The following is a 25,670-nucleotide window of genomic DNA, read 5'->3' as shown; positions in this document are numbered from 1 at the left end:
TCAGTGCCCCTCGGGCTTCAGGAGCGGGAACAGGATGGTCTCCCGAATCCCGGCGCCGGTGAAGAGCATCACGAGGCGGTCGATGCCCAAGCCGATGCCGCCCATGGGCGGCGCTCCGTACTCGAGGGCACGGAGGAAGTCCTCGTCCAGCTGCATGGCCTCGACATCACCGGCGGCGGCGTGGCGCGACTGCTCGGTGAGTCGTTCGCGCTGGATCACGGGGTCGATGAGCTCGGAGAAGGCGGTGCCGCGCTCCATGCCGCCGATGATGAGGTCCCAGGCCTCGATCAGGCGGCCGTCCTCGCGGTGGGGGCGGGCCAGCGGCTGCGCGGACGGCGGGTAGTCGTAGACGAAGGTCGGGTTCAGCAGCGTGGGCTCCACGATCTCGCCGAACAGTTCCACGGCGAGCTTCTCGGCGTCCCACTTGGGATCCACCTTGACCTCGTGCTTCGCCGCCACGGCGCGCAATTCTTCCAGCGGCGTTTCCGGGGTGATCTCCTGGCCCACGGCGTCGGAGAGCCCGGGGTACACGGCCAGCCAGGCCCAGTCGCCGTCGAGGTTGATCTCTCCGGCTTCGCTCTGCAGGGTGCGCCCGGCGCCCACGGCGTCCGCCGCGTCCAGGATCATCTCTTTGATCCGGTCCGCCATGACGAACTGGTCAGCCCAGGCCTCGTAGCATTCCAGCGTGGTGAATTCCGGGCTGTGGGTGGAGTCCACGCCCTCGTTGCGGAACACGCGGCCCATGTCGTAGACGCGGTCGATGCCGCCCACCACGGCGCGCTTGAGGTACAGCTCGGTGGCGATGCGGAGGGTCATCTTCTGGTCGAAGGCGTTCATGTGCGTCTCGAACGGGCGCGCCAGCGCGCCGCCGTGGACCAGCTGGAGGATGGGTGTTTCCACTTCCACGTAGCTGTGGCGGTGCAGGCTTTCGCGAATGGAGCGGGTGATCGCCGCGCGGGTGTAGACCATCTCGCGGGCTTCGTCACGCACCATGAGGTCCACGTAGCGCTGGCGGACGCGGGTTTCCTCGCTCAGCTCGGCGTGCAGCACCGGCAGCGGACGCAATGCCTTGGACGCCATGGACCAGGAGTCGGCCATGACGGACAGCTCGCCGCGGCGGGAGGAAATGACCTCGCCCTTGATGAAGACGTGGTCGCCAAGGTCCACCAGGGCCTTCCAGTCCGCGAGCGCCTCTTCGCCCACGTTGGCCAGGCTGAGCATGGCCTGCAGCCGGGTGCCCTTGCCGTCCACGCCGCCTTCCTGCAGCGTGGCGAAGCACAGCTTGCCGGTGTTCCGGACAAACACGATCCTGCCGGTCACGCCGACGACGTCCCCGGTGGTCTCGTCGGCTTCCAGGTGCGCGTACTTTTCACGGATTTCGGTGAGCGAATGCGTCCGCTCAACACCCACCGGATACGCCTCGGTACCGCGTTCGATCAGCTTGGCGCGCTTTTCCATGCGGATGCGCATCTGCTCGCTGGCGTCGAGCGGCTCTGGGGCATTCTTGGGGGCGGGGGTGTTTTGGGAAGTCACAAGCATCAAGTTTACCGGGACTTCGCCTGCGCGGCTTTCGGGCTCCACGGGCGCCCGCCCCACCCCTTCAAGAGCCCGCCAGGGGTGGGGCATAGACTCGGGCTGTGGAGACCTGGACTGTTCAGACGGACGACGACGGCGGCCAGCTTGAGGTGCATTCCTTCCGGCCCGCATTGCCCGCCACCGCCGGCGGGACCCCCGCCCCGGTGACCACCGCGGGTGGCGCCCGACCTGTGGCGGAGGCGCCCGGCGTCGTCGTTATCCACGGCACGCTGGTGACGGACGCACTGTACCGGCCGTTCGCCCGCAAACTCAGCCTCCTGCTCAGCCGGCCGGTGCACTGCTACAACCGCCGTGGGCGCGCGGGGTCCGCACCGCAGCCGGACGGGTATTCTGCGGCCACCGAGATCAGTGACCTGGCCGCCGTGATGCGCGCCACCGGATCCGAGGATGTGGTGGCCCACAGTTACGGCGGCTTCGTGGCCTTGCAGGCGGCCCGCAGCATTCCGGTCAGGCGGCTCATAACCTATGACGCAGCAGTCTCGCTCTCCGGCAATCTGAACCACCGCTGGCGTCCGGAGCTGGAAGTGGCCGTGACGGAAGGGCAGCTCAACCACGCATGGGCACATCTGGTCCAGGGGCTGGCGACGGCGGGGCCGGTGTCCTACCTGCCGCTGGGGGCGCTCCGGATGCTGAGCATCATGTCCGCCCGGACCCACGTCGGCGCCGAAATGAGGCAGCTCCTGCCCACCGCCGTCAAGGAAATGCGGGCCGTGCTCGACGCCGACGCCGAATTGGGCGATTTCACCGGTCTCACCACCCCCACGCTCATGCTCAGCGGCGGCTGGAGCCCGGGGTATTTCGCGGACACCGGCCGCCAGCTGGCCGCGGCCGTTCCGGCGATCGAGTTTGCGCTGGTCCCTGGTCAGCTCCACGAAGGCCCGATCCGCCCCGGAAAGCGCCTGGCCGTCCGTATGGCGCGCTTTCTCAACGGCACCGACGGCGGCGTCCACTCGCTGAGCCGGCGGCGACGGCGCGGGTCGCTGCCGCCCGGACTGGTGACCGACATCTCGGACTCCTTCCGAGCGTGACCCGGCTGTCAGCCGGGCCCCGCCTCCGATAGGCTCGGAGCATGACGAGCGAGATCATCAGCACACCTGACGGCGGCAAACTTGAGCTGTTCAGCACCGGCGCGGAGCTCGCGTCGGCCGGCTCCGGCGTCGTGGTCGTAACGGCCTCCATGGTGACTGCCGCCGACTACACCCGCTTCGCCCAAAAGCTGAGTGCGGCCCTCGGCCGTCCGGTCCACACCTTTAACCGCCGCGGCCGGGGGGGGTCGTCGGAGCAGCCGGGCGACTACACCCTGGACGTCGACATCCACGACCTCGATGCCGTCATGAAGCACACGTCCAGCACGGACGTTTTCGGCCACAGCTTCGGTGGCGCTGTGGCTCTCCACGCGGCCAGGCACCTCCCGGTGGAACGGCTCGCGGTCTACGACCCCGCAGTCTCGGTAAACCACAGCGTTAAGGCCGACTGGACCACCGAGTATGAGCGCGCGACTGCGGCGGGGGATGACGACCGCGCCCTCGCGGTCCTGCTGCGCGGGCTGGAGACCGGCGGCGCTTTCTCATCCCGGATGCCGCTGTCCATGCTGACCCTGGCCAACAAGTTCACGGCGGCCACCACCGTGGGCAAGCAGCAGCGCGAGATGATGCGCACCGGCGTCCGCGAGATCAAGGCGATCATCGCGGCCGACATGCCGGCCGAACCGTTCCTTGAACTGCCGCTGGAGACGCTCATCATCGTGGGCGAGAAGAGCCCGGCCTACTTCGGCGTGGCCTGCGGCCAGATCCACGACGTCCTGTCCGGCTCCAGCTACACCATCCTGCCGGGCTTCGGGCACGACGGCGTCAACCGCGCCCCGGACAAGCTCATCACGGAACTGAGTGACTTCTTCGCAGGCTGAGCCCGCTCGCCAGGTCCCCCTGAGGGGCTGAAGTGTCTGTCCGCGCTTAGTGAGGGGCGGCTGGTGCGCCTTCGGGTCCGGCCGTCTTGCGCATCATGGCGGAGAGGACGACGGCGGCTACGGCTATCACCGTGGCCGTCAGGAAGGCGGCGCTCATTCCGGCGACAAGGCCCGAGCCCGCCGAGACGACGGCGAAGATCGACACGAGCAGCGCGGTACCGGCGGCGCCGGCCACCTGCTGCAGGGTGCTCATGATGGCCGAACCATGCGAGTACAGGTGCGGCGGCAGAGGGTTAAGCCCGGTGGTGAAAGCCGGGGTGAACAGCAGCGCGAGACCAAGACTCAACCCGACGTGAAGGGTGACGATCCACAACACGGGAGTGCCGGCGTCGAGCATGGAAAACTGCCACAGCGCCAGCACCATGAGGGACGACCCTGTCACTGTCAGCGGCAGGGGGCCCACTTTGTCGAACAGGCGTCCGATGACCGGGCCGAGCAGGCCCATCGCCAGCCCGCCGGGCAGCAGCGCCAGGCCCGTCTCGAGGGACTTCAGGCCCCGGATCTCCTGCAGGTACAGCGGCAGCAGGATCACTGCACCGAACAGTGCCACCATGGCCACCACCATCAGCAGCACGGATACCGTGAACATGCGGAAGTTGAAGGCCCTCAGGTCAAGCAGGGGCGCCTTGGACTTCTGCAGCCGCAGCTGGCGCAGCACGAAGGCCACCAGCCCTGTGACGCCGACAACCAGTGCCGCCACGGCAAGCGTGCCCGGACCGCCGTCGCCGCCGTGGCCGCCGCCGATCTGGCTGAGACCGTAGACCAGCCCGCCGAAAGCCGGGATGGTCAGCACTACCGACAGGAAGTCGAGCCGGGATTTCTCCGTTTCGCCGACATTGGTCAGGTACTTGGCGCCGATCGCCAGCGCCGCCAGGGCAATGGGCAGCACGAAGACGAACATGAAGCGCCAGGAGAAGTGTTGCAGGATCAGGCCGGACACCGTGGGGCCCATGGCCGGGGCCACGGAGATGGCGATGCTGACATTGCCCATGACGGCACCGCGCTTGGCCAGCGGAACAAGGGTGAGGATGGTGGTCATGAGAAGGGGCAGCATGATGGCAGTGCCGCCGGCCTGGACGATCCTTGCCAGCAGCAGGACCCCGAAACCGGGTGCCAGAGCCGCCAGCGCGGTTCCGCCGGAGAAGAGTCCCATGGCCAGCAAAAAGACGGCCCGGGTGGACAGCCGCTGCAGGATGAACCCGGTAGTTGGAATGACGACGGCCATGGTCAGCATGAAGCCCGTTGACAGCCACTGCACCGTGGGCGCATCCACCTGAAGGTCCACCATGAGCCGCTGCAGGGCAACGTTCATGATGGTCTCGTTGAGGATCACCACGAAGGTGGCCACGAGCAGCGTGGCGATGACCGTCACCGACTCGCGGGACATCTTGTCGGCGGCTGGCTGCTGCTGCGGGGACCGGAGCCCGGCGGACTTCACGTTTCCGGACTTCTCCGGCCCCGGTTCACCGTGGGAATTTGACGTTACTTCAGTAGACATGGCGAGGCCTCAGTGAGTTCGGAAGGATGGCTGGCGATCGGCGCCGCTGCAGACTGCAACAGTCTAGTGACCCGAGGCATTCCCGTACATGGGCAGCGGTCCGACGCGGACGGCTGCGGGGCAGCCCGGGCAACCGCGGGCTGCCGGCCCGGGCCCCCAAGCCCGGGGCGCCGGCCTACGAATTCAGCGGAAGGTTGTCGATCAGCCGGATGGCACCGACTTTCGCGGCAACGATGGCCAGGCCCTCGCCGCGGAACGGGGTCTCGCGGCAGTTCTCGGCGAGTGGCTCCAGCGTCCGGGGGTCCACCACTTCAAGGTAGTCCAGTTCCACCAACGGCTGGGACTCGATCAGGGCCTGCGCCGACTCCACTTCGAGGGGCTTGCGGGCGTCGGCCCGTTCCTCGATGAGCCGCAGCGCCCGCGACAAAACCAGGGCGGCATCGCGTTCTTCCGCCGAGAGGAACCGGTTGCGGCTGGACAGCGCCAGCCCGTCCGCGGAACGGATGGTGGGCACGGGAACGATCTCCACCGGGAAGTTCAGGTCCGCGACCATCTGCTTGACCAGGGCGAGCTGCTGGGCGTCCTTTTGGCCGAAGTAGGCGCGGTAGGCGGGGAGCCCTCCCCCGGCGCCGGTGACGAACGCACCTTCCCCGGGCAGCCCTGTGGCGGGGATTCCAAGGTGGAGGAGTTTGGCCACCACGGTGAGGGCGCCGTCGAAATGCCCCGGCCGTGACGCCCCCTCCCATTTCTCGCCGAGCGGGCCGGACGTGATCCGGATCATGGGCTGCCCGTCCGGGTACATCTCCTCCACCGAGGGGGCGAACACCAGGTCCACCCCCTGCGCCTCGAGCAGCGCCAGGTCCGCCTCGAGGGTCCGCGGATACCTTTCCAGGTCCACGGCCTCGCCGAACTGCAGCGGATTCACGAAAATGGAGGCCACCACCACGTCGTTCTGTTCGACGGCGGTGCGCGCCAGCCGGGCGTGGCCCTCGTGCAGGGCACCCATTGTGGGCACCAGCCCCTGGGAGGAGCCCTGTTTTTGGGTCAGGAGGTGACGGCTCTGGGCGCGGAGGGAGGCCGCCGTGGTCACGAGTCGGATTGCCATGTCAGTGTCCTCCCTTGGCCCCGGGGCCGTCTTCCTCTGTATTTTTCAGGGCGTCGTGGATGCCCTGCAGCTGGTCCTGCTTTAAGAGCCCCCTGCCTTCGGCCCGCCGCGCCGTTGCCCGCGCCATCGCGAGATACGCCGCGAGGATGTCGCCGCCGGCACCGCCGTCGTGCTCCCGGAGCGCCCGTGCGTGCGCCGCGACGGTCCCCGCGTCACCGCGGGCCACCGGCCCCGTCAACGCGGACTCGCCGGAGGCGAGGGCATTCTCAAGCGTAGCCCTCAGCAGCGGCCCGAGCATCCGTTCAGGAGCATCAACGCCCACTTCGCTGAGCAACTGGGACGCCTGCGCCACGAGGGTGACCAGGTGGTTCGAGCCGTGCGCCAGGGCAGCGTGGTAGATGACGCGGTCAGCCTCGGCGATCACCACCGGTTCCGCCCCCATTTCCACCACGAGGGCCTGGGCGATGGGCAGCATCACGGCGTCCGCCGTGACGCCGAACGTGCAGTCCAGAAGCCGGGTCAGGTCGAGGCTCATGCCGGTGAAGGTCATGGCAGGGTGCAGGGCCAGCGGCACGGCCCCGGCGGCGCGGACGGGGTGCAGGATCCCGACGCCGAAGCGGCCCGAGGTGTGGGCCACGAGCTGGCCGGGCTGCCAGGCGCCAAGCTTCGCCAGCCCCTCGACCAAGCCGCCGAGGGCGTCGTCCGGCACTGCGAGGAGCACCAGCTCAGAGCGTTCCACGATGTCCTGCACGTCCAGGACAGGAACGCCGGGAAGCAGCGTTTCCGCCCGTTCCCGGCTTGCGTCCGACACGGCGGAAACCCCGACGACGGCGTGCTCGGCCGCGCGCAGCGCCGCCCCGAGGACCGCGCCTACCTTGCCGGCGCCGATAATTCCAACGCCGAGGCGTCCGGGCTTAGCCACGTTGCGGGCCTTCCTGTTGCGGTGAGTGGGGGCGGGGCTGATCGAGCGGACTCCGCTGATCGAGATCCTGGGTTCCGTCGGGCGCAGCCAGCGTTGCAATCGGAGCCACCTGCGCGAGCCAGTGTTCGCTGGTCTGGCGCTTCCGCGCATCCCGGGCGCGGGCGGCCTGGTGGTCGAAGAGTGCCTGGGCCTCGTCCACGCCCGCCTGAATCACGCGCGGGGCGACGGGACCGGCGGTGGTGTGCAGCACGAGGTCCGCCAGGCCGTAACGGCGGGCCAGCGGGCCCTGGTGCAGCGCCATCGACTGCGTGCGCTGATGCGGCACCAGCACAAGCTGGCGCCACCAGCGCCCCGAGCGCATCAGCAGTGCGGTGTCGGTGGCGGCGAAGCCGTTCCGTCGCCAGCCCAGCGGGGCGAGGAAGCGGCCGCGGCGCGGGGTGGTGACAAAACCGCCGTCGGAATCCAGGCCGTCCAGCCCGGCCTGGAAAACGCGGAGGGGGTCGTCAGTTCCGGGGTCCGGCAGGACCAGGGCAAGCATGTTGAAGACGTCGCCGATCTTTCCCACGGGCAGCAGCGTGGTGCGGGACGCCGCCTCGCCATTGTTCCCGGCGGCCCCGTAGCCGGCAACGTTGACCTGCATCCGGTACCAGCCAAAGATGCGCCACAGCGGCGGCTGCGACACCTTCAGCGCCTGGATCCGCCCCGGCGGAAGAGTCTGCGCCTGCGTGTCCAGCAGTCCGTAGCGGAGCCGGATGCCGTCCGGGGAGATGGCAGCGGTGAAGTTGTAGCCTTTGTGGAACGCGCCCCAGTACGCGGCAAACAGGCCCAGGGCCGCGGGGATCAGATACAGGAAGAAAGCCCGGTTTTCCGTCAACGCGGACAGCAGCACGGATGCCGCGCCGCCCAGCACGATAACGACGCTCTGCTCGCTGAGGAGCAGGGATCCGATGAGGCGCGACGGAGGGACCTGCAGCACCCGGCGCTCCGGCGCCTCCGGCGCGGGCGCTTCGGGATGGTCGGGGTCCAGCCCCGCCCCCGAGGCACGGGCCAGGATGGTGGCGCGCAGCTGCCGGGCATCGTCAATGCGGAGGTAGGCAAGCCGCACCGCGGACTCACCGGCGTCAGCCACTTCGAACTTCAGCTCCGCGAGCCCGAAAATCCTCGCGAGCAGCGGCTGGACGATGTCGATCGCCTGGACCCGGTCCAGGCGCGCCTGCCGCTGCTGCCGGAACAGGAAGCCCGTGTTGACGCGGACGTAGCCTTCCGCCACCTGGTACCGGGTGAAGTACCAGGACATGATGAACCCCAGGACCGCCAGCAGCAGCACCAAAGCGCCGCCGCCGACGAGCCACGGGGCACGTCCGGCAATCTGGTCATCCACGAGGGGCTCGCCCCGGAGCATTCTCTCGAATGTGTCACGCCCGAAGAAGTAGCCGATGGCCGCCAGTGCAACCCAGCCCCGCACAAAGGGCGACGCCGGATGCACCCTCAGCCACTCGCCGTCGGGCGTTCCGGAAGAAAGCCCGTCCCCGCTCACAGTCCGGCCAGCCTGGCTTCACCGCGCGCCGAGAGCTGTTCGCGCAGGCGGGCCCCTTCTTCGGCGGGCAGCCCCGGAATCGATGCGTTGGTTCCGGCGGACGCTGTGTGAAGCTTGAGCGTGCACAGCCCCAGTCCGCGCTCCACCGGCCCCACGCTGATGTCCACATACTGCATCCGCCCGTACGGCACCACCATGACGCGCTGGAAGAAGATGCCACCGCGGATCAGAAGATCGTCGTCGCGCTCGGCGTAGCCGATGGCGCGGACCTGCCGCGGAATCAGGGTCAGACGCCACAGTGCCAGCACGAGCAGGAACGCCGGGACCGTAACGGCCAGCCACAACGGCGGCCACTTCCACCAGCCGAGCAGCACAAAGACCAGGGGCAAGCTCAGCAGCCCGACGGCAATCAAGTTGCCCACGGCCCACTCCACCAGGCGGACAGTGACGTATTTGGGGGAAACCCGAAGCCAGGTGATCCCGGGCGGATCAATCGCCGCGGTAGGCATATTCGCCTTCCCCTTTGGCCTTGCCGGGACGTGGGTGGCCCGGCAGCCCTTTCGCAGCATCTTCGCCGTCTTCGGGCGGGATCCTGCAGAAACGCTCGACGACGAGCCCCACCACGATCATGACCAGTCCGCCGCCCCCCATGCCCAAGGCGAGCCCGGTGAGTTCCTGGCTGCTGCGCAGGCTCCAGATCCGCAGCTGCTCCACGAAGATCCCCGCGTGCCAGCCGAGCAGCACCGTGCCCGTGTAGGCGCAGGCCTGGGCCAGGACGAGCGTCCAGGCGGCCAGGATCGGGTTGAGCATTTTCTTCTTCTTGCCGTTCCGCCAGCGGAGCACGCGGATGCCCAGCACCAGCGTGAGGACCACGATCACGCCCATGGTCACCAGCCCCGTGGGCGGCAGCACCGGTGTGGCCATGCCGTACCGGCCGCTCAGGACGGCAGCGGACCAGCCGGCAATGGCCACGGCCAGGCCGACCACCGCGAGCAGCAGCGGATTCATGGGCTTCACTGTTATTCCACCGCCCCCGCCGTGGGCACTCCGTTGAAGTCGCCGAAACCGTCGAACGGTGTGAGGTCCGGGAAGTCGGCGGCCCTGGCTGCGAGCTCACCGATCCGCGTCCCGTTCAGGGTTGCCGCAGGGTCGATCAGGGACCATGGGTAGAGCACGAAGGCCCGCTCCGCCGCCCGGGGATGCGGCAGGGTCAGCTGCGGATCGGAGCTTTCCAGGTCGCCGTAAGCGATGATGTCGACGTCGAGCGTCCGCGGCCCCCAGCGCACCTCGCGGATCCGGTGGTGCTTGTTCTCGACCGACTGGCAGTGCCTGAGGAGCTCAAGGGGTTCGAGGGTGGTCTCCACGGTCATCACCATGTTGAGGAAATCCGGCTGGCCTTCAGGGCCGCCTACGGCTTTGGTCTGAACCACCGGCGAGACGGCGAGGAGCCGCACTTCCGGCCCGTCGACGAGGTCAGCGACGGCTTCAGACAGCGTGTCGTTGCGTTCGCCCAGGTTGCTGCCCAAGGCAAGCACCACCCTCGTGTACCGGGCGTTCATGTGCGCTCCCGGTAGACGGTTACGGCCACATCCCCGAACGGGACCTCGATGGGCGCCTTCGGCTTATGCACTGTGATCTCCACGGCCTCGATTTTGAATTCCTTCAGCAGGCCTTCTGCCATCCTGACGGCCAGGGCCTCGATGAGGTTCAGGGGTTCACCTGTGATCCAGTCCGTGATCCGCCCGGCCACTTCGCCATAATGGGCGGTGTCCCTGACGTCGTCTGATGCCGCAGCCCGGCTGAAGTCCAGGTGCAGCACGGCATCAACCACAAACGGCTGGCCCTCGCGGCGCTCAAAATCGAACACTCCGTGGTAGCCGGTGGCGGTGACGCCGCTCAGTGAGATCCTGTCCATCGTGGTCCTGCTCAGCCCTTCCTGGTCAGCGGCCGGGACTGGGTGTGGCCAGGCGGGACGCAACCTTGACAGCGTCCAGGCTTGGGCCGACGTCGTGCACCCGCACAGCCCAGGCTCCGCGGGCAGCGGTGACGGCCGTGATGGCGGCGGTAGCGGCGTCGCGCTCCTCCGGGAGCGCCGCCTTGCCGGCAACGGTCAGGAGGGTGCCCAGGAATCGCTTGCGCGAGACTCCCACGAGGATCTTGTGGCCCAGGGCTTCAAGCCGGTCGAGGTTCCTGAGCAGCTCCCAGTTCTGCTCGTCCGTCTTGGAGAAGCCGATGCCCGGGTCAATGATGATCTGCTCCGGAAGCACGCCGGCGGCATACAGCTTGTCCCGGACGCCGCTCAGCTCTGCGACGACGTCGTCCGCCACGTTTCCGTACTCCGTCAGGGAGGTCATGGTCTTGGCGTCGCCGCGGCGGTGGGTCAGGACGTACGGCGCCTTGCTCTTGGCCACCAGTTCGGCCATTCCCGGCTCGATCGTGAGGCCCGAGACATCATTGATGACCGCGGCTCCGGCCGCCAGGGCAGCTTCAGCCGTGGAGGTATGGGTGGTGTCGATGCTGACGAGCGCGCCGGCCTTGACCAGCGCCTCAATGACGGGCAGGACCCGCCGCTGCTCCTCTTCGGGGCTGACGTCCTCCGCGCCCGGACGCGTGGACTCGCCTCCGACGTCGATGATGTCGGCTCCCGCGTAAAACATCCGGAGGCCGGCGGCGATGGCGGTGTCCGCCGTCAGGTGCTTGCCGCCGTCGCTGAACGAATCCGGCGTGACATTGAGGATGCCCATCACGAGGGCGCGTCCGGTGGGCAGGTCTTCAAATTTAGCAGCCGGCCGCGGTTTGCGCAGGATGGGCAGCGGGGATGTTGCGGGTCCGGTTCCAGGTGCTGCAGCTAGGGAATCCATAGTCTGTTTATTACCTTCCGAGTATGAGGCTCATGGCTTCGGCACGGGTGGCCGGGTCATGAAGCTGCCCGCGGACCGCGCTTGTGACGGTTTTGGCCCCGGGCTTGCGGATGCCGCGCATGGACATGCACATGTGTTCGCATTCCACCACCACGATGGCTCCGCGCGGCTTGAGATAAGTGACGAGCGCCTCGACGATCTGCGTGGTGAGCCGTTCCTGGACCTGCGGACGGCGGGCGAAAATGTCTACCAGCCGCGCCAGCTTGCTCAGGCCCGTCACCTTGCCGTCGTGCGACGGGATGTAGCCCACATGGGCCACACCGTGGAACGGCACGAGGTGGTGCTCGCAGGTTGAGTAGAACGGAATGTCCTTCACCAGCACCAGTTCCTCGTGGTCGAGGTCGAAGGTAGTGGACAGTACGGTTGCCGGATCCTGGTGCAGGCCTGCAAAGACCTCGGCGTAGGCCTTGGCAACCCGCTTGGGCGTATCCTGCAGCCCGCCGCGGTCCGGATCCTCGCCGATGGCCAGGAGAATTTCGCGCACCGCCGCTTCAATCCGGGGCCGGTCCACCCTGTAGTGGTGGCCGGATCCCCCCACCGCCGAGTGATCGGCGGAGGCGGCAAGGTCGTCGTCGTCGAAGTGAGTCACAGCAAGAGCTTAGCCGCGGTAGCCGTCCGAGCCGGCTTCCGTTACCCCGCCCTGGAAGGAGGCGTCTTCAGAAACACCCTGGGGATGAGGCGGCAGCGCGTCCAGCGGTTCTTCCAGCCGGGCTTCCTTGGCTTCTTCCTGGGCCTCGCGTTCAGCCTTCTCCAGCCGGGACTCCACCGGGCCGGCAGCCTGCACGGGCCGGGTTTCCTTGGACAGCCACACTTCGCGGAAATCGCGCTTGCGGATGTCGCGGAAGACGTGGGCGATCTCGGCCTGGTTCAGGGTTTCGCGTTCCAGCAGTTCCAGGGCCAGCCGGTCCAGGACGTCGCGGTTTTCGGTGAGGATGGCGTAGGCCTCGTCGTGGGCCTGGTCGATCAGGCGGCGGACTTCCTCATCCACGATGTAGGCGATCTGGTCCGAGTAGTTGCGCTCATGGCTGGCGTCGCGGCCCAGGAACGGCTCGCCGCCGCCCTGGCCCAGGCGGACAGCACCGACGCGTTCGCTCATGCCGTACTGCGTGACCATCTGGCGGGCCGTGCCGGTGGCCTTTTCGATGTCGTTCGAGGCGCCGGTGGAGGGATCGTGGAAGACGATCTCCTCGGCTACCCGGCCGCCCATGGCGTAGGCCATCTGGTCCAGCAGCTCGTTGCGGGTGATGGAATACTTGTCGTTCTCCGGGACCACCATGGTGTAGCCCAGTGCGCGGCCGCGGGGCAGGATGGTGATCTTGGTGACCGGTGCCGAGTTGCGCAATGCCGCGGCCACCAGGGCGTGGCCGCCTTCGTGGTAGGCCGTGATCTTGCGCTCGTGTTCCTTCATGACGCGGCTGCGCTTCTGCGGGCCGGCCATGACACGGTCGATCGCTTCGTCCAGGGCGCGGTCATCGATCAGGTTGGCGTTGGAGCGGGCGGTCAGCAGGGCCGCCTCGTTCAGCACGTTGGCGAGGTCCGCGCCGGTGTAGCCCGGGGTCTTCTTGGCCACGGCCTTGAGGTCAACGCCCTGTGCGATCGGCTTGCCCTTGGCGTGCACCTGGAGGATCTGGTCGCGGCCCACGAGGTCCGGGGCTTCAACTGAGATCTGCCGGTCGAAGCGGCCCGGGCGGAGCAGCGCCGGGTCCAGGACGTCCGGCCTGTTGGTGGCAGCGATTAGGATGACATTCGTCTTGACGTCGAAGCCGTCCATTTCAACCAGCAGCTGGTTGAGGGTCTGCTCGCGTTCGTCGTTGCCGCCGCCGATGCCGGCACCGCGGTGGCGCCCGACGGCGTCGATCTCGTCGACGAAGATGATGGCCGGCGAGTTGGCCTTGGCCTGCTCGAAGAGGTCACGGACGCGGGAAGCACCAACACCGACGAACATTTCAACGAAGTCCGAACCGGAGATGGAGAAGAACGGCACGCCGGCCTCACCCGCGACGGCGCGGGCCAGGAGGGTCTTGCCGGTGCCCGGAGGACCGTACAGCAGCACGCCCTTGGGGATCTTGGCGCCCACGGCCTGGAACTTGGCGGGTTCGGCAAGGAATTCTTTGATTTCCTGGAGCTCTTCAACGGCTTCATCGGCACCCGCGACGTCCGCGAAGGTCACCTGCGGCATGTCCTTGTTGACCATCTTGGCCTTGGACTTGCCGAACTGCATGACCTTGGAGCCGCCGCCCTGCATCCGGGACAGGAGGAACCAGAAAAGGACGCCGAGCAGCAGGACCGGGATCAGCAGCGAGAACAGTCCGGACAGCCAGTTGCTCTCTACCGGCTGGTCTGTGTAGCCCTTGGAGGGGTTGGAGTCGGTGACGGCCTTGACCACATCCGGGCCGCGGTCGTTGACAAAGAAGAACTGGACGTTCTTGCCCTTGTCCTGCCCGTCGATGACCAGGTTGTCCTTCAGGACCAGGTCCACGCGGTTTTCGCCGTCGAAGATCTTTGCCTGTTCGACCTTGCCGCTCTGCGCAAGCAGCTCGAGGCCGGGCTGGGTGTCGATCCGTGTGGCACCGCCCGGAGCCAACGTTGCAAAGGCCAGCAGGAGCATGCCGACCACAACGATGATCCAGATGCCCGGGCCCTTGAAGAAACTCTTAGCTTTCATCTGTTCGGGGGCAGGCCCCGTCCCTCCTGGTAGTGCTGCACGGCGCGTGGTCTGCGCGCGTGTGGTGCTGCGTCAGCTTCTAGCTATACACCGCCGGAGTAATTCACGCACGGTGTAGGACAAAAGTTCCCTGTGGGCGTAGCGGAAACGCGCAATGCGGAGGCCGCGTGGCAGCGTCCGTGCAGGTCAGGGGCGCAATCGGTGCTCTCGCATTTCTGCACCACTTTCCCACCGCGGCGGACCCGTGGCCGCGAATTGTCGCGGCCCGGAAGGGCGGCGTCACCAGGCTGGCGCACCTCAAAAGCGCAGGCTTCTCAAAAGGGCAGGCTTCACCCGGAGCCAGCCGCAGCATTTTCTGCACCTCTTTAACCGGGTCACGCCGCCGCCGGACCTGTGATTCCAAGGTCCGGCGGCGGCGTGGTGGCCCAAGAGGCGCTTACTCGTAAACGTGCGGCGCCAGGGTGCCCACGAAGTCCAGGTTGCGGTACTTTTCGGCGTAGTCCAGGCCATAGCCCACCACGAACTCGTTGGGGATGTCGTAGCCGACGTACTTGACGTCGATCTGAACCTTGGCCGCAGTGGGCTTGCGGAAGGCCGTGCAGATTTCCACCGAAGCGGTGCCGCGGGACTCCAGGTTGGTCTTCAGCCAGGAGAGGGTGAGGCCGGAGTCGATGATGTCCTCAACGATCAGCACGTCCTTGCCCATCAGGTCCGTGTCGAGGTCCTTCAGGATGCGCACCACACCGGAGGACTGCGTGCCAGAGCCGTAGGAGGAGACGGCCATCCAGTCCATCGAGATGTGGCTGTGCAGCGCACGCGCAAGGTCCGCCATGACCATAACCGCGCCCTTGAGCACCCCCACGATCAGGATTTCGCGCCCTTCATAGTCCTTGTCGATCTGCGCCGCCAGCTCGGTGATGCGCTGCTGGATCTGTTCCTTGGTGTAGAGAACGTGCTTGAGGTCTGCCTGGACGTCGGATGAATCCACCAATTGCTCCTGTGTAGATGCGGGTGCGACTATTTTCGGGCCGGAGTGTGAAGCCGGAATACAAGCTTCCCACAGCGGGCGCCCTCCCGGGGAACCCCTGCAGTCCCGCCCTTCTCCCGGCCGCGCTCCTCCGCCAGCAGCTGTGCCAGCGAAAGCCGGTACACGCTCACTCCCCCCGGCAGCTCCACGGGCCCCGCCGATCCCTTCCGCCGCAACAGCGCTTCCGCGGCCAGTAGCCGCTGGTAGCTGGGCTGTTGACCCCCGACGTCGGCCGCCGCCTTGGCGATCACCCGGAACCTTATGGCCGGCGCCAGTTCGTTGAGGGCCGCCTCGGAAAGGCTGATGTCCGGCCCGTCCCGCTCGGCGAGGGCCGTGAAGGTGTTGTTGGCCACCTCTTCCAGATAGTCCGCGTCGAGCTGGAGAATGGCGGCGGTGCGGGCCAGGGATTCCGCGACTCCGGGGCCGAGCTTTTCCTCCAGCAGCGGCAAGACCTCCACGCGGGTCCGCGAACGGGCAAAGGCGGGATCGGCGTTGCTGGGATCGTGCCACGGATCGAGTTCCTCGGCACGGCAGATTTCGAGGGTGTCCGCGCGCCGCAGTCCGAGGAAAGGCCGCAGCAGCTTCCCTCGGACGGGGCGCATTCCGGCCAGTGACCTGGTGCCCGAGCCGCGGGCGAGCCCCAACAGTACCTGCTCGGCCTGGTCGTCGAGGGTGTGCCCCAGGAGTATGGCGGCCGCATCGCACTCCGTTGCAGCGGCTTCAAGGGCGGCATGCCGGGCGTCCCTCGCCGCAGCCTCGGGACCCATGCCGCTGGAGGCCACCTCAACGGCACGGACCACTACTGGGCTGAGGCCGAGTTCCGCCAGGGTCTCGGCGGTGCGGGCAGCCACATCCGCGGATCCGTGCTGCAGTTGATGGTCCACCACCACGGCGCCCACGGCCACCGGCTGCCCGTCGACGTGGCCGCGGCGGGCAAAATAGGCGGCCACGGCGGCGAGCGCCAGCGAATCGGGTCCGCCGCTGCACGCCACCAGGACCCGGTCCGGATAACCGGCCCGGGCCAGGGCGTCCTGCACCATTTTCCGCGCGGTGCCGACGACCGGCACCAGCCGGCCCGGCCGCCGTCGGCCGCCGGAAAGCGGGCGTCCGCTGGAAACTGGTGGTCCGCCTGAAAGCGGTGGTCCGCTGGAAACGCCCTGCACGGAGACTAGAGTCCCATCCTGTCGAGCCAGATCCTGGCGTCATGGATTTCCGGCTCGGTGGGCAGGTTCCCGGCAGATTCCCAGACCCGGTTGAAGCCCTCCATGCCGGCGACATCCACCACGGCTCTCACGAACTTGGCACCGTCGCTGTACTGGCGCATCTTGGCATCCAGTCCCAGGAGACTGCGGATGAACTTCTCGATGGCCCCACGGTCCTTGCCGCGGGCGTTGAACCGCTGCCGGATGGTCTTCACGGACGGGACGATGCTCGCATCGACGGCGTCCATCACCACGTTGGCGTGGCCTTCGAGCAGGCTCATCACGGCCGTGAGGTGGGACAGTGCCGCTTTTTCCTCAGGGTTCTGCAGGAGGTCAAGGATGGCGCCGCGGCCCGGTGTGGCGCCCGATGCCGTGCGGTCCTTCAGGGAGCGGGCGGCTGCGGAGGCCCGTTCCATAAGGGAGTCGACGTTGCCGAGGAGGTGGCCGCTGAGGTTGTCGATCTCGTTCAGCATGTGGTGCCGCAGCCACGGCGCCGCCGCGAACTGCACCCGGTGCGTCTGTTCGTGCAGGCAGACCCAGAGCCGGAAGTCCTCAGGCGCCACGTTGAGCTCGCGCTCCACGGAGATGATGTTCGGCGCCACGAGGAGCAGGCGGCCGCCCGATGGCGCCGTGGACCCTTCGGCGAGCGCGGCGAAGGGATCGTACTGACCCAGGACCTTGCTGGAAAGAAACGCCAGCACCGCACCGAGCTGGCTGCCCGTGATGGCACCGCTGACGCTGGCCGCCCCGGGGCTGATGGTTCCCTTGCGGTTCTCCATCATCCGCTCGATGGCGGGCTTCAGCATGACGGCGAAGCTCTGGGTGTTGGCCTTGGCCCAGGACGCCCGGTCTACTACGAGCACATTGGAATCCCGGAGATCGCGGGCGGCCTCCAGGCCGGTGATGTGGTGTACGTGCGGCACGGACGCATCGGCCAGCTCGCGCAGCTGGTGAACGGCCTCGCCGATCTCGGCGGCCTTCAGGGGCGGGCCGGCGGGAGCCAGTCGGGCGGCCGCGGACGCGGCGAGCTCCCAGTTGATCAGGGCCGGGCCCGGGGCTGATGTCTGGCCTGCTGTTGACTCCATACGCTCCATCAGACCACACGCTCCCGGCTACGCGCCTTAAGTTCGCTGACCGGCGAACAGCCGTGCGCGTCAGGCCTGCCGCGGCCGGTTGCTGCCCTCAGCGCTTAGCGGCAGCCGCAGGCGGCTAGCACCGTGGCGGAGGCATCCAGCGCCGGCTTATTTCCGTCGGCGCCGGGTGTCAGGCCATTGCCGATGAACGAGAACACCAGGAGCCGCCCGTCGGCGTCCACTACGTACCCGCTCAGCGCAATGACCGTGTTCAGGGTTCCCGTTTTGGCCCGGACCAGCCCGGCGCCTTCAGCACTGGACTCGTCTATATACCTGTCGCCCAGCGTCCCCGTGAGGCCTGCCACCGGGAAGCCCGCCAGCGCTGCCCTGAGCCGGGTGTCCCGGCCCGACGTGATGGCGCGGACTACCTCAGCGAACTGCCGGGCGGAGACCTGGTTGTCCAGTGCCAGCCCGGAAACGTCCGCAACAGCCATGCCGCCGGTCGGGATTCCGAGGTCCGCGAGCTGCTTCAGCACGGCGGCCTTGGCCGCCTCGCTGCTTGCCGGCTGCCCGGCGGCCACCGCAGCCATCCGGCCCAGGGTCTCGGCCAGGTAGTTATCCGACGTCTGGAGCATGAGGTCCACCTGCTGGCTGACCGTCGCCGACTCCACTTCCCCCAGCACGGCGGCGTCCGCTGCCGGCTTCCCTTCAAGACGTCCGACGCCGGGCGCCACCTTCAGTCCGGCGGCGGCCCCGGCCGCTTTGAGCTCCGCTGCGAAGGCCTCGCCAGCGGCGATGGCGGAATCCTGCGGACGCGACCCGGTGACCACTGCCGGGTCGAAACGTGCCGAGTTCAGCGCCAGCGGGAAGAGCGGCGCCACCTCCCCGGCAGCGACGTCGTCCGGGCTCCAGGCCGGGCTGAGGGAAGGTCCGGTGAACAGGGAGTCGTCCACGAGCACCTCCACCGATCCCGCAAACCCGTCCCGGCGCAGCGACTCGGCAGTCAGTTTGGCGAGGGTGGCAAGGCCGGCGTGGCCGAGTACCTTGCCTTCGGCGGATTCGCCCGCGCCCAGCAGGACGTCCCCGCCGCCCACGAGCACCACCGCCCTTGACTTGGCGGCCGGACCGGCCTTGGCCCCGATTGCCGGCCCCGCGACGGCTTTCGTGCTGAACCGCGTCTCCGGACCGATCCCCCGCAGCGCCGCCACAGCGGTGAGCAGCTTCATGTTTGAGGCCGGGATCCTGTTGGCCGCGCCGCCCCGGTCGAACAACACCGTGCCCGTGGCCGCGTCCTGGACAATCCCCGTAAAGGTGCCGCCGCCGTCGGTCTTCAGGACGGGACCGAGCCTGGCCGCAACCTCCGCAGGTACCGGAACGGGCGCCGTGTTGCTGAGCGGCCCAATTCCCTGCGGGACGGACAGCCGGTCCGGCACAAGCTGCCAGGTGGGTATTGGCGCGGGGACCTCCGCGGACTGGTCCGGGCCGGTCAAGCCCTGCGCGATCAGCATCCCCGCAGGAAGGGCCAGGGCGGCCAGAAGGACCGTGAGCAGCAGCATTGGCCAAGCCCGAATCAGTGCACGGAGTGGTCGGGTGATCGATCGGCTGGACGGCGCACTGCGTCTTGCGCGGCCGGTTGCCGTGCCGTTGGTGCCCCTCATGCTGCTGGTCCTCAAAGTCCTGAAATTACCCCATTAGTTCCTGAAACCTGGGCCTCTCGCTATATCCTCAATAGTAGTCGGCGGCAATGACTGTCCTTCCAGCGTGCCGCGAACACCCAGCAATCGTCGAGGAGCATTCCATGAAGCATGACGTGACCATCGAGATCCCCAAGGGATCGCGCGTCAAGTACGAAGTCGACCATGAGACCGGCCGAGTCCGCCTGGACCGCGTCCTCTTTACCTCCATGCACTACCCCACCCACTACGGTTTCTTCGAGAACACCCTCGGCGAAGACGGCGACCCGCTGGACGCACTGGTGCTCCTGCAGGACTTCGATCTGCACCCGGGCGTCATCGTTGAAGCGCGCCCGATCGGCGTCTTCAACATGACCGACGACGGCGGCGGAGACGCCAAGGTCCTGTGCGTGCCGGCGGACCCCCGCTTCGACCACATCCAGGAAGTCAGCGATGTCAGCGAGTTCCTGATCAAGGAGATCGAGCACTTCTTCACCCGCTACAAGGACCTGGAGCCGGGCAAGTGGGTCAAGGCCGAGGGCTGGGCCGACCGCGCCGCCGCAGAGGCTGAGCTCGAGGCGTCCATCAAGCGCTACGTGCCTGCAGCGCACTGACGCTTTCTTGAAGGCTGCCCGACGACGGCGGGGGTTCCCTGCGAACCGCACCCGCCGCCGTCGGTGTTTAACCGCAAGTTCCAGGCCGGCCGCGTCCAGCCGGGCGCTCCCGCAACAGCTGTGTCCGGGCCCAATTTCGGGAGTGGCCAGCTTGTCTCGCGGCTACCAACCGGTAGGCTGTTTTTCACCATGTTCACGCTGACTATCAACCAAACAGACAGCCGGCGCGACGGCGACCGGGTCCCGACGCTGCTCAAGGATCTGCGGCATATCCCGGCACGCCTGGACTTCGATCGCTCGGTAGAGGACGAGGTCCAGGGGATCCTGGACTGCCCTCATCAGACCGTGGAGGCAGCGCTGATCGCCCTGCGGTGCGGCAGTTGGTATGTGGGGGTCGGGGTAGGGCCTGTCAACGAGCCCCTGCCGAACCAGATTAAGGACGCTTCCGGGCACGGGCTCGTCTACGCGCGCCGGGCCGTGGACCGGCTCCGCAACGGCAAAGACCGGATACCGGTGGCCGTCGAAGGACCGCTGGCAGACCTTGCCGCAGAATGTGAAGCCGTCATGCGGCTACTGGGCCAGATCGTCCGGGACCGGAGCGACGCAGAATGGCGTGTCCTCGATCTGCTGACCCCCGGCGTCAGGGGCCAGCAGAAGGCGGTGGCCGCTGAGCTGGGCATCACGTCCCAGGCCGTCAGCAAGGCCGTTTCAAGGTCGCAGTGGAACGAGGAGCATGCCGCCCGCCCCGCCGCCGCGCGGCTGCTGTCCCTCATTCTCGAGGTCCGCTAGCGCCCCTGTGGCTGCCGTAAGGCTTCTTTGCGTTGCGCTGGTTCTGCCGCGTTGAACCCGCTCGTGCCTCGTAGTGGAGCGCACACAATAAATTGGCTGGTCAAGCGGGGATGCGTTACCGCCGGCGCGCAAGCCGCAGATACGTCGCTATCAGGCGGGGGACGACGAGGTATACGGCGACGGGGACGACGACGAGCGTGACCGCGAGCGCCCGGAGCACAGGTGGCAATGGCCCGATCAACGGTGTGAGCGCCCACTGGCTGAGCGCGACGAGCGGGAAGATCGCGACCCACGTGATGACGGCCCGCTCGTGCACCGTCGGCGGTGCGGGTGCCCGGGTCGGGGTTGGTGCTGTGGCGTACATGGCGGGCTCCTTTCGGTCTGTATGCCCTTCCTGATGCCCTTCATATTAGGTTTCGAGGGCTGGCCGAGACATCGGGGCGGCTACTCAAGTGCCTACTCATTTGGGGGCTGGACACCCTTCCTTCGCCCCGCAGATACTGATGGCATGGCCAGGAGAACCCTCCCCACGGCACCCAAGACGCGGGTCCCCGGGCGTCTCCCGGCGTCTGGGAGCAGCTTCGTTGGTCGCAATGCCGAACTCGCCGCTGTCACCGACGCTCTCCTGTCGAGCCGCCTCGTGACGCTCGCCGGACCCGGTGGCGTCGGGAAGACACGCATAGCCCTCGCCGCGGTGCACGCCGCCGGCGACCGCTTGGGCCATCCGGTATTCGTCGACCTCACCCGTATCCCCGAGGGCGCCCCGGTGGCGCTCGCGGTAGCAGAGGCCATGGGACTTCGCGGCGTCAAGAGGGAGGGTGCCCTCGACGCGATCCTGTGGTGGCTCGACGGCGGAGAGCGGGTGCTCCTCGTGCTGGACAACACCGAGCATGTCCTTGAGGAGACGGCTGCGCTCGTGGCCGAGCTCCTCGAAGCGGCCGTGGAATGTACCGTCCTGGTCACGACCCGACAGCCCCTCCACGTCGCGGGCGAGCGTATCGTCCCGGTGGGGCCCATGCTCGACGACGATGCCGAGACTCTCTTCTGGGAGCGCGCGCTAGCGGTGCGACCGTCGCTTTCGTTCTCCATGGAGTCCCGCTCCGCGTCCCGGGAGCTGTGCGCGCGCCTGGACCGGCTGCCGCTGGCCGTTGAGTTGGCAGCCGCTCGCATGTCCGTCATGACGCCGGCGGAGATGCTGCCGCTGCTCGAGCGGCGCCTGCGTGCCCTTGGATCCGGATCTGCCACAGGGCCGGCCCGCCATCGCAGCCTGCGGGCCTGCATCGCTACAAGCGTGGACGCGCTGGGGGAGCGCGAGCGCGCTGCGTTCGAGGCATGCGCCGTCTTCGCGAGCCCGTTCGACGCACGGGCGGTGGCCGCCGTCGCGGGTGCGTCACTCGAGGACCTAGAAGACCTCGTCGCCCGATCCCTGCTCCAGCCATCCGTCGACAGTGCCGGCCACACGGTCTTCCGCCTTCTCGAGAGCCTGCGCGAGTTCGCTCGCGAGGGGCTCGACGCCGGACGGCTCGAGGGGGTGCAGAGGCGCCACCTAGCGTGGATCGCGGCAGAGTTCGGTACCGACCGGCCATTGAGCGTGATGGAGAGCTCACGCAACGGGCAAGCCGTCGATCGCCTGCCCGATCTCCGGGCGGCTCTCGACTTCGCGGTCGTCGCCGCACCTGCCGAAGGCCTTCGGCTCATGGGCGCGACGCGCGAGCTGTGGTTCCGCAATGCCCAGGACGAAGGGCTCTCCCGGGCCATCGGTCTTCTGGAACGTCATCCAATCGCTGATGAGGCGCGCGCCGAAGGGCTTGTAACCGCTTCCGTCTGCCACACGTCGCGGCAGGAGACCGAGGCCGGGAACCGGCTGGCTGCGGAGGCGCTCGCCATCCTCGAACGGGATTCGGCAGGGGCAGGATCCGCCTTCTTCTACCAGGCCATCGCCCGATGTCTTGCCAAAGACACCGAGGGTTCAGTGGAGTCGTGCCGGGCGGCTCTGGATGTCTATACGAAGCTCGGCGATGCGGCCGGACGGAGCAGGGCCGTCGGCATGCTGGGTATGGCGGCGGTGTGGGCCCGTCGCGACGAGGAGGCGATCGGCATCCTCCATGAGGCTGTGGACCTTGCCGTCGACGCGCGGGACCTCTGGGCCCAAGGTCAGATCCTCACCTACTTGGGCCTCGCCGAGTCGAATCTGGGCCGCACCGTGGTGGGCCGGGCCAGGCTTTTCGAAGGGGTGGACGCCTTCGCCCGAGTGGGGGACATTTCCTACCGCGGCGTCGCGCTCGCCCGCCTCGCGGCGCTGACTGTGACGCGGGACCCGACGACGGCGGTGCGGGCGGCCGCCGCGACCACGCGTCGGGAGGGGGCCGGGGGGAGGTTCCACGAGATCGCGCTTGCGGACCTCGCCCAAGTACAGTCGACCGCGGAGCTGCTGCTCGGACCGCACAGCTTCGCGGTCGCGTGGGAAGCCGGGGAGAAGCTCTCATTCGCGGAGGCCGCGGCGGAGCTCCGGGCCGTCGGCGGCGGGCTGCAGCCGGACATACTGACGCCCCGCGAACTCGAGATCGCCGAGCTTGTGCGCCGAGGTCTCGGCAACGTGTCGATCGCGGCGCAGCTCTCGCTCTCGGCGCGTACCGTCGAGAACCACGTCGCGCATGCCCTGACGAAGTTGGGACTGCACAGTCGCGCGGCCTTGGCTGTCTGGGCGGCGGAGCGCAGGAGGCCTGACTGAACGGGCGCAGCCATTTGCCGAACGTCGGTGCCAGTTGCTCGGTGGCAGCCGGCGTTACAGCAGACTGCGCAGAACGTGGGCGGCGCCGTCGTCGTAAACGGACTTGGTGACCTCATCCGCGGCGGCGGCCACTTCCTCGGGGGCTTGGCCCATGGCAACGCCGCGGCCCGCCCAGGTGAGCATCTCGATGTCATTGCGGCCGTCGCCGATGGCCACGGTGCATGAGGCGTCCACGCCAAGGCTGCTGCGGAGCTTTTCGAGGGCGCTGGCCTTTGTGACTCCGGCTGCAGCTATGTCCAGCCAGGCCGTCCAGCCAACCGAATAGGTCACGCCGGCGAGGCCGATGTGCTGGATGGCCTCGTTGAACTCTTCCGGGGTGTTCTCGGCGCTGAACACCACCACGCGGACCGCGGTGGCCTCAAGCATGGTCTGGAAGTCGGTGCCAATGGCCTCGACTCCGAAGCTGGCATCCTGGAACCGCTCAGTGGACAGGAAGTTGCCGTCCTCATCCTCCAGGGCGTATTTGGCCGAGGGGAGCCGCTTGCGGAGGGCGCGCAGCGCGGGGCCGGGGTCGAAGGTGGCCTTGTGGATGATCTCGTAGCCGTCTGTCAGCTCGGGATGCAGGCGCAGCGTGACGCCGCCGTTGCAGCAGACGGCGTAGCCGCGGTCGATGCCGATCTGCTCAATCACCGGAAGGGTGGCGTTGAGCGAACGGCCGGTGGCGATCATGACCTCATGGCCTGCTGCCACCACGGCCTGCGCGGCTTCGCGGACAGGGGCGGACATGTGGCCGTCGTGGTCAACGAGGGTGCCGTCCACGTCCAGCGCGATCATGAGTTTCTGCGGGGTTTCTCGCTGGTCTTCGATGCCAGCGGCTGAGGATTCAGTCATTGTAGTCATGCCTCCTAGTACAGCAGACACCCCTGACACCCGCTAGGACGCAGGCCACAGCACTGTGTGAACACCGGGTAAATATTCACAGCTTTTCCCCGGTGTGAGTGTTTACCCGGTGTCGCCGGCGGGGTTAGAGGACAGGCAGGACCTGGAGGCCGCCGAGGTACTTCTGCAGGGCCGCGGGCACGTTGACTGAGCCGTCCGGGTTCTGGTGGTGCTCCAGGATGGCCACTATCCAGCGGGTGGTGGCCAGCGTGCCGTTGAGCGTGGCGACAGCCCTGGTGCCCTTGGGGGCGCCGTCCTCGTTGAGCACGCGTTCGCGGATGTTCAGGCGGCGGGCCTGGAATGTCGTGCAGTTGGAGGTGGAGGTCAGCTCCCGGTAGTTGCCCTGGGTGGGGACCCAGGCTTCGCAGTCGAACTTGCGGGCCGCGGACATGCCGAGGTCGCCCGCGGCGGTGTCGATCACGCGGTACGGGAGCTCGCACTTGGCCAGCATCTCCTCTTCCCAGGCCAGCAGGCGCCCGTGTTCCGCGGCGGCCTCTTCAACGGTGGTGTAGATGAACATCTCCACTTTGTTGAACTGGTGCACGCGGATGATGCCGCGGGTGTCCTTGCCGTGCGATCCGGCCTCGCGGCGGTAGCAGGAGCTCTGGCCGGCGAAACGGATGGGACCCGCCGTGAGGTCCAGGATCTCGTCGGCATGGTACCCGGCCAGCGCCACCTCGGAGGTTCCCACCAGGTAAAGGTCGTCTTCGGCGAGACGGTAGATCTCGGCGTCGTGCTTCACATCAAAACCGGTGCCCTGCATGATCTCGGGACGCACCAATGTGGGCGTGATCATGGGGACAAAGCCGGCCTCGATGGCCTGGTCCATGGCCATCTGCAGCAGCGCCATCTCCAGCCTGGCGCCGACGCCCCGCAGGAAGTAGAACCGCGAGCCGGACACCTTGGCGCCCCGCTCCATGTCGATTGCGCCGATCAGCTCACCGATCTCCAGGTGGTCGCGCGGCTCGAAGTCGGGAAATTCGCGGGGTGCGCCGACGGTCCTGACCACAATGTAGTCGTCCTCGCCGCCTTCGGGCACGCCGTCTTCAATGAGGTTGGGAATGGTACGCAGCAGCTCTTCCTGCTTGGCCTGCGCGGCGTCGGCTTCGGCGGAGGCGGCCTTGACGGCACCGGCGAGCTCGCGGACCTCAGAGAGCAGTGCCTGCTTCTCCTCGCCCTTGGCCTGGGCCACCTTCTTGCCGAACACATTCTGTTCAGCGCGGAGGTTTTCGAAGCTGATCAGCGCGGCCCGGCGCGCGGCATCCGCGTCGATGATCGCGTCCACCACGGTTTCGTCCGCACCTCGGGCGCGCTGGCTGGCGCGGTACTTGTCCGGATTTTCGCTGAGGTCTTTTACGTCGATCACCAGACAAGAGTATCGAATATGCCGGGCTGCCCGGCGCGGACGCTGT

The 25,670-nt window shown here is 67.7% G+C and carries 24 protein-coding genes; 5 read left to right on the top strand and 19 right to left on the bottom strand.

Going from position 1 to position 25,670, the window contains the following annotated elements:
• Positions 1–1,539 carry a lysine--tRNA ligase gene (lysS, locus tag AC1DD3_RS09825; protein WP_230117877.1) on the bottom strand — a complete coding sequence of 513 codons (1,539 nt, stop codon included), beginning with the start codon at positions 1,537–1,539 and terminating at the stop codon, positions 1–3.
• Positions 1,540–1,637: 98 nt separating this feature from the next.
• Here lysS and AC1DD3_RS09820 point away from each other — a divergent pair, with 98 nt between their 5' ends.
• Together AC1DD3_RS09820 and AC1DD3_RS09815 are read left to right on the top strand one after the other, a co-directional pair.
• Positions 1,638–2,624 (top strand): alpha/beta fold hydrolase, encoded by a 987-nt coding sequence (locus AC1DD3_RS09820; protein WP_230117876.1) that lies wholly within the window; start codon positions 1,638–1,640, stop codon positions 2,622–2,624.
• Between the two features lie 41 nt (positions 2,625–2,665).
• Positions 2,666–3,502, top strand: coding sequence for an alpha/beta fold hydrolase (locus tag AC1DD3_RS09815; protein ID WP_230117875.1), 837 nt, complete (start codon positions 2,666–2,668; stop codon positions 3,500–3,502).
• A 46-nt stretch (positions 3,503–3,548) separates the two neighbouring features.
• Here the strand turns inward: AC1DD3_RS09815 and AC1DD3_RS09810 are convergent, their stop codons facing one another.
• From AC1DD3_RS09810 to dacB, 15 genes are all read right to left on the bottom strand, one after another.
• Positions 3,549–5,060 (bottom strand): MDR family MFS transporter, encoded by a 1,512-nt coding sequence (locus AC1DD3_RS09810; protein ID WP_476881526.1) that lies wholly within the window; start codon positions 5,058–5,060, stop codon positions 3,549–3,551.
• A gap of 175 nt (positions 5,061–5,235) precedes the next feature.
• Entirely contained in the window at positions 5,236–6,165 is a 930-nt protein-coding gene (locus tag AC1DD3_RS09805; protein WP_230117873.1) for a 4-phosphopantoate--beta-alanine ligase, read from the bottom strand.
• A gap of 1 nt (position 6,166) precedes the next feature.
• Positions 6,167–7,087 (bottom strand): Rossmann-like and DUF2520 domain-containing protein, encoded by a 921-nt coding sequence (locus tag AC1DD3_RS09800; RefSeq protein WP_476881525.1) that lies wholly within the window; start codon positions 7,085–7,087, stop codon positions 6,167–6,169.
• Positions 7,080–8,624 (bottom strand): PH domain-containing protein, encoded by a 1,545-nt coding sequence (locus tag AC1DD3_RS09795; protein WP_476881524.1) that lies wholly within the window; start codon positions 8,622–8,624, stop codon positions 7,080–7,082. Before AC1DD3_RS09795 ends, AC1DD3_RS09800 begins: the two co-directional genes overlap by 8 nt.
• On the bottom strand, positions 8,621–9,133 hold the full coding sequence (locus AC1DD3_RS09790) for a PH domain-containing protein (protein WP_476881523.1): 513 nt from the start codon (positions 9,131–9,133) through the stop codon (positions 8,621–8,623). Before AC1DD3_RS09790 ends, AC1DD3_RS09795 begins: the two co-directional genes overlap by 4 nt.
• Positions 9,114–9,641 (bottom strand): DUF3180 domain-containing protein, encoded by a 528-nt coding sequence (locus AC1DD3_RS09785; RefSeq protein WP_230117869.1) that lies wholly within the window; start codon positions 9,639–9,641, stop codon positions 9,114–9,116. Before AC1DD3_RS09785 ends, AC1DD3_RS09790 begins: the two co-directional genes overlap by 20 nt.
• Before the next feature lie 2 nt (positions 9,642–9,643).
• Complete coding sequence (folK, locus tag AC1DD3_RS09780; RefSeq protein ID WP_230117868.1) at positions 9,644–10,183, bottom strand: 2-amino-4-hydroxy-6-hydroxymethyldihydropteridine diphosphokinase; 540 nt, start codon at positions 10,181–10,183, stop codon at positions 9,644–9,646.
• Complete coding sequence (gene folB / locus AC1DD3_RS09775) at positions 10,180–10,539, bottom strand: dihydroneopterin aldolase (RefSeq protein ID WP_230117867.1); 360 nt, start codon at positions 10,537–10,539, stop codon at positions 10,180–10,182. The genes folK and folB overlap by 4 nt, the downstream gene beginning before the upstream one ends.
• A 25-nt stretch (positions 10,540–10,564) precedes the next feature.
• Positions 10,565–11,485 (bottom strand): dihydropteroate synthase, encoded by a 921-nt coding sequence (gene folP, locus AC1DD3_RS09770; protein ID WP_476881522.1) that lies wholly within the window; start codon positions 11,483–11,485, stop codon positions 10,565–10,567.
• A gap of 10 nt (positions 11,486–11,495) precedes the next feature.
• Positions 11,496–12,134, bottom strand: coding sequence for a GTP cyclohydrolase I FolE (folE, locus tag AC1DD3_RS09765; protein ID WP_230117865.1), 639 nt, complete (start codon positions 12,132–12,134; stop codon positions 11,496–11,498).
• Between the two features lie 9 nt (positions 12,135–12,143).
• Positions 12,144–14,210, bottom strand: a complete 2,067-nt coding sequence (gene ftsH / locus AC1DD3_RS09760) for an ATP-dependent zinc metalloprotease FtsH (RefSeq protein WP_230117864.1) — start codon at positions 14,208–14,210, stop codon at positions 12,144–12,146.
• Between the two features lie 436 nt (positions 14,211–14,646).
• Positions 14,647–15,198, bottom strand: a complete 552-nt coding sequence (gene hpt / locus AC1DD3_RS09755) for a hypoxanthine phosphoribosyltransferase (RefSeq protein ID WP_078027431.1) — start codon at positions 15,196–15,198, stop codon at positions 14,647–14,649.
• Between the two features lie 29 nt (positions 15,199–15,227).
• Positions 15,228–16,277 (bottom strand): tRNA lysidine(34) synthetase TilS, encoded by a 1,050-nt coding sequence (gene tilS, locus AC1DD3_RS09750; RefSeq protein WP_476881521.1) that lies wholly within the window; start codon positions 16,275–16,277, stop codon positions 15,228–15,230.
• A gap of 128 nt (positions 16,278–16,405) precedes the next feature.
• A complete protein-coding gene (locus tag AC1DD3_RS09745) occupies positions 16,406–17,524 on the bottom strand; it encodes a zinc-dependent metalloprotease (protein WP_476881520.1) in 1,119 nt (372 codons plus the stop codon).
• Between the two features lie 104 nt (positions 17,525–17,628).
• The gene (dacB, locus tag AC1DD3_RS09740; RefSeq protein ID WP_476881519.1) at positions 17,629–19,170 is read right to left on the bottom strand and encodes a D-alanyl-D-alanine carboxypeptidase/D-alanyl-D-alanine endopeptidase; all 1,542 of its coding nucleotides are present in this window, start codon (positions 19,168–19,170) and stop codon (positions 17,629–17,631) included.
• Positions 19,171–19,310: 140 nt separating this feature from the next.
• Between dacB and AC1DD3_RS09735 the strand changes: the two genes are divergently transcribed.
• Both AC1DD3_RS09735 and AC1DD3_RS09730 read left to right on the top strand, forming a co-directional pair.
• The gene (locus tag AC1DD3_RS09735) at positions 19,311–19,799 is read left to right on the top strand and encodes an inorganic diphosphatase (protein WP_230117861.1); all 489 of its coding nucleotides are present in this window, start codon (positions 19,311–19,313) and stop codon (positions 19,797–19,799) included.
• Between the two features lie 189 nt (positions 19,800–19,988).
• Positions 19,989–20,588: a hypothetical protein gene (locus tag AC1DD3_RS09730; protein WP_230117860.1), complete on the top strand. Its 600-nt coding sequence runs from the start codon at positions 19,989–19,991 to the stop codon at positions 20,586–20,588.
• A 115-nt stretch (positions 20,589–20,703) separates the two neighbouring features.
• Here the strand turns inward: AC1DD3_RS09730 and AC1DD3_RS09725 are convergent, their stop codons facing one another.
• The gene (locus AC1DD3_RS09725) at positions 20,704–20,952 is read right to left on the bottom strand and encodes a hypothetical protein (protein ID WP_230117859.1); all 249 of its coding nucleotides are present in this window, start codon (positions 20,950–20,952) and stop codon (positions 20,704–20,706) included.
• 33 nt (positions 20,953–20,985) lie between these two features.
• Here AC1DD3_RS09725 and AC1DD3_RS09720 point away from each other — a divergent pair, with 33 nt between their 5' ends.
• The gene (locus AC1DD3_RS09720; protein WP_476881518.1) at positions 20,986–23,319 is read left to right on the top strand and encodes an ATP-binding protein; all 2,334 of its coding nucleotides are present in this window, start codon (positions 20,986–20,988) and stop codon (positions 23,317–23,319) included.
• 54 nt (positions 23,320–23,373) lie between these two features.
• On the opposite strand, the gene AC1DD3_RS09715 is transcribed toward AC1DD3_RS09720, so the two are convergent.
• Both AC1DD3_RS09715 and serS read right to left on the bottom strand, forming a co-directional pair.
• On the bottom strand, positions 23,374–24,219 hold the full coding sequence (locus tag AC1DD3_RS09715) for an HAD family hydrolase (protein ID WP_476881517.1): 846 nt from the start codon (positions 24,217–24,219) through the stop codon (positions 23,374–23,376).
• Positions 24,220–24,343: 124 nt separating this feature from the next.
• On the bottom strand, positions 24,344–25,624 hold the full coding sequence (gene serS, locus AC1DD3_RS09710; RefSeq protein ID WP_476881516.1) for a serine--tRNA ligase: 1,281 nt from the start codon (positions 25,622–25,624) through the stop codon (positions 24,344–24,346).
• Between the last annotated feature and the right edge of the window lie 46 nt (positions 25,625–25,670).

The sequence above is a fragment of the Arthrobacter sp. 05T444 genome, from assembly GCF_056395905.1.
Note: the sequence above shows the minus strand (reverse complement) of the source record. Positions and strands in the feature narration are given on the sequence as shown.

Bases quoted from the DNA above. Each gene is read 5' to 3' on its own strand.
- lysS (WP_230117877.1), bottom strand. From the start codon at position 1,539: ATGCTTGTGACTTCCCAAAACACCCCCGCCCCCAAGAATGCCCCAGAG.
- AC1DD3_RS09815 (WP_230117875.1), top strand. From the start codon at position 2,666: ATGACGAGCGAGATCATCAGCACACCTGACGGCGGCAAACTTGAGCTG.
- AC1DD3_RS09810 (WP_476881526.1), bottom strand. From the start codon at position 5,060: ATGTCTACTGAAGTAACGTCAAATTCCCACGGTGAACCGGGGCCGGAG.
- AC1DD3_RS09805 (WP_230117873.1), bottom strand. From the start codon at position 6,165: ATGGCAATCCGACTCGTGACCACGGCGGCCTCCCTCCGCGCCCAGAGC.
- AC1DD3_RS09790 (WP_476881523.1), bottom strand. From the start codon at position 9,133: ATGCCTACCGCGGCGATTGATCCGCCCGGGATCACCTGGCTTCGGGTT.
- folK (WP_230117868.1), bottom strand. From the start codon at position 10,183: ATGAACGCCCGGTACACGAGGGTGGTGCTTGCCTTGGGCAGCAACCTG.
- folB (WP_230117867.1), bottom strand. From the start codon at position 10,539: ATGGACAGGATCTCACTGAGCGGCGTCACCGCCACCGGCTACCACGGA.
- folP (WP_476881522.1), bottom strand. From the start codon at position 11,485: ATGGATTCCCTAGCTGCAGCACCTGGAACCGGACCCGCAACATCCCCG.
- ftsH (WP_230117864.1), bottom strand. From the start codon at position 14,210: ATGAAAGCTAAGAGTTTCTTCAAGGGCCCGGGCATCTGGATCATCGTT.
- tilS (WP_476881521.1), bottom strand. From the start codon at position 16,277: ATGGTGCAGGACGCCCTGGCCCGGGCCGGTTATCCGGACCGGGTCCTG.
- AC1DD3_RS09745 (WP_476881520.1), bottom strand. From the start codon at position 17,524: ATGGAGTCAACAGCAGGCCAGACATCAGCCCCGGGCCCGGCCCTGATC.
- dacB (WP_476881519.1), bottom strand. From the start codon at position 19,170: ATGAGGGGCACCAACGGCACGGCAACCGGCCGCGCAAGACGCAGTGCG.
- AC1DD3_RS09735 (WP_230117861.1), top strand. From the start codon at position 19,311: ATGAAGCATGACGTGACCATCGAGATCCCCAAGGGATCGCGCGTCAAG.
- AC1DD3_RS09730 (WP_230117860.1), top strand. From the start codon at position 19,989: ATGTTCACGCTGACTATCAACCAAACAGACAGCCGGCGCGACGGCGAC.
- AC1DD3_RS09725 (WP_230117859.1), bottom strand. From the start codon at position 20,952: ATGTACGCCACAGCACCAACCCCGACCCGGGCACCCGCACCGCCGACG.
- AC1DD3_RS09720 (WP_476881518.1), top strand. From the start codon at position 20,986: ATGCCCTTCATATTAGGTTTCGAGGGCTGGCCGAGACATCGGGGCGGC.
- AC1DD3_RS09715 (WP_476881517.1), bottom strand. From the start codon at position 24,219: ATGACTACAATGACTGAATCCTCAGCCGCTGGCATCGAAGACCAGCGA.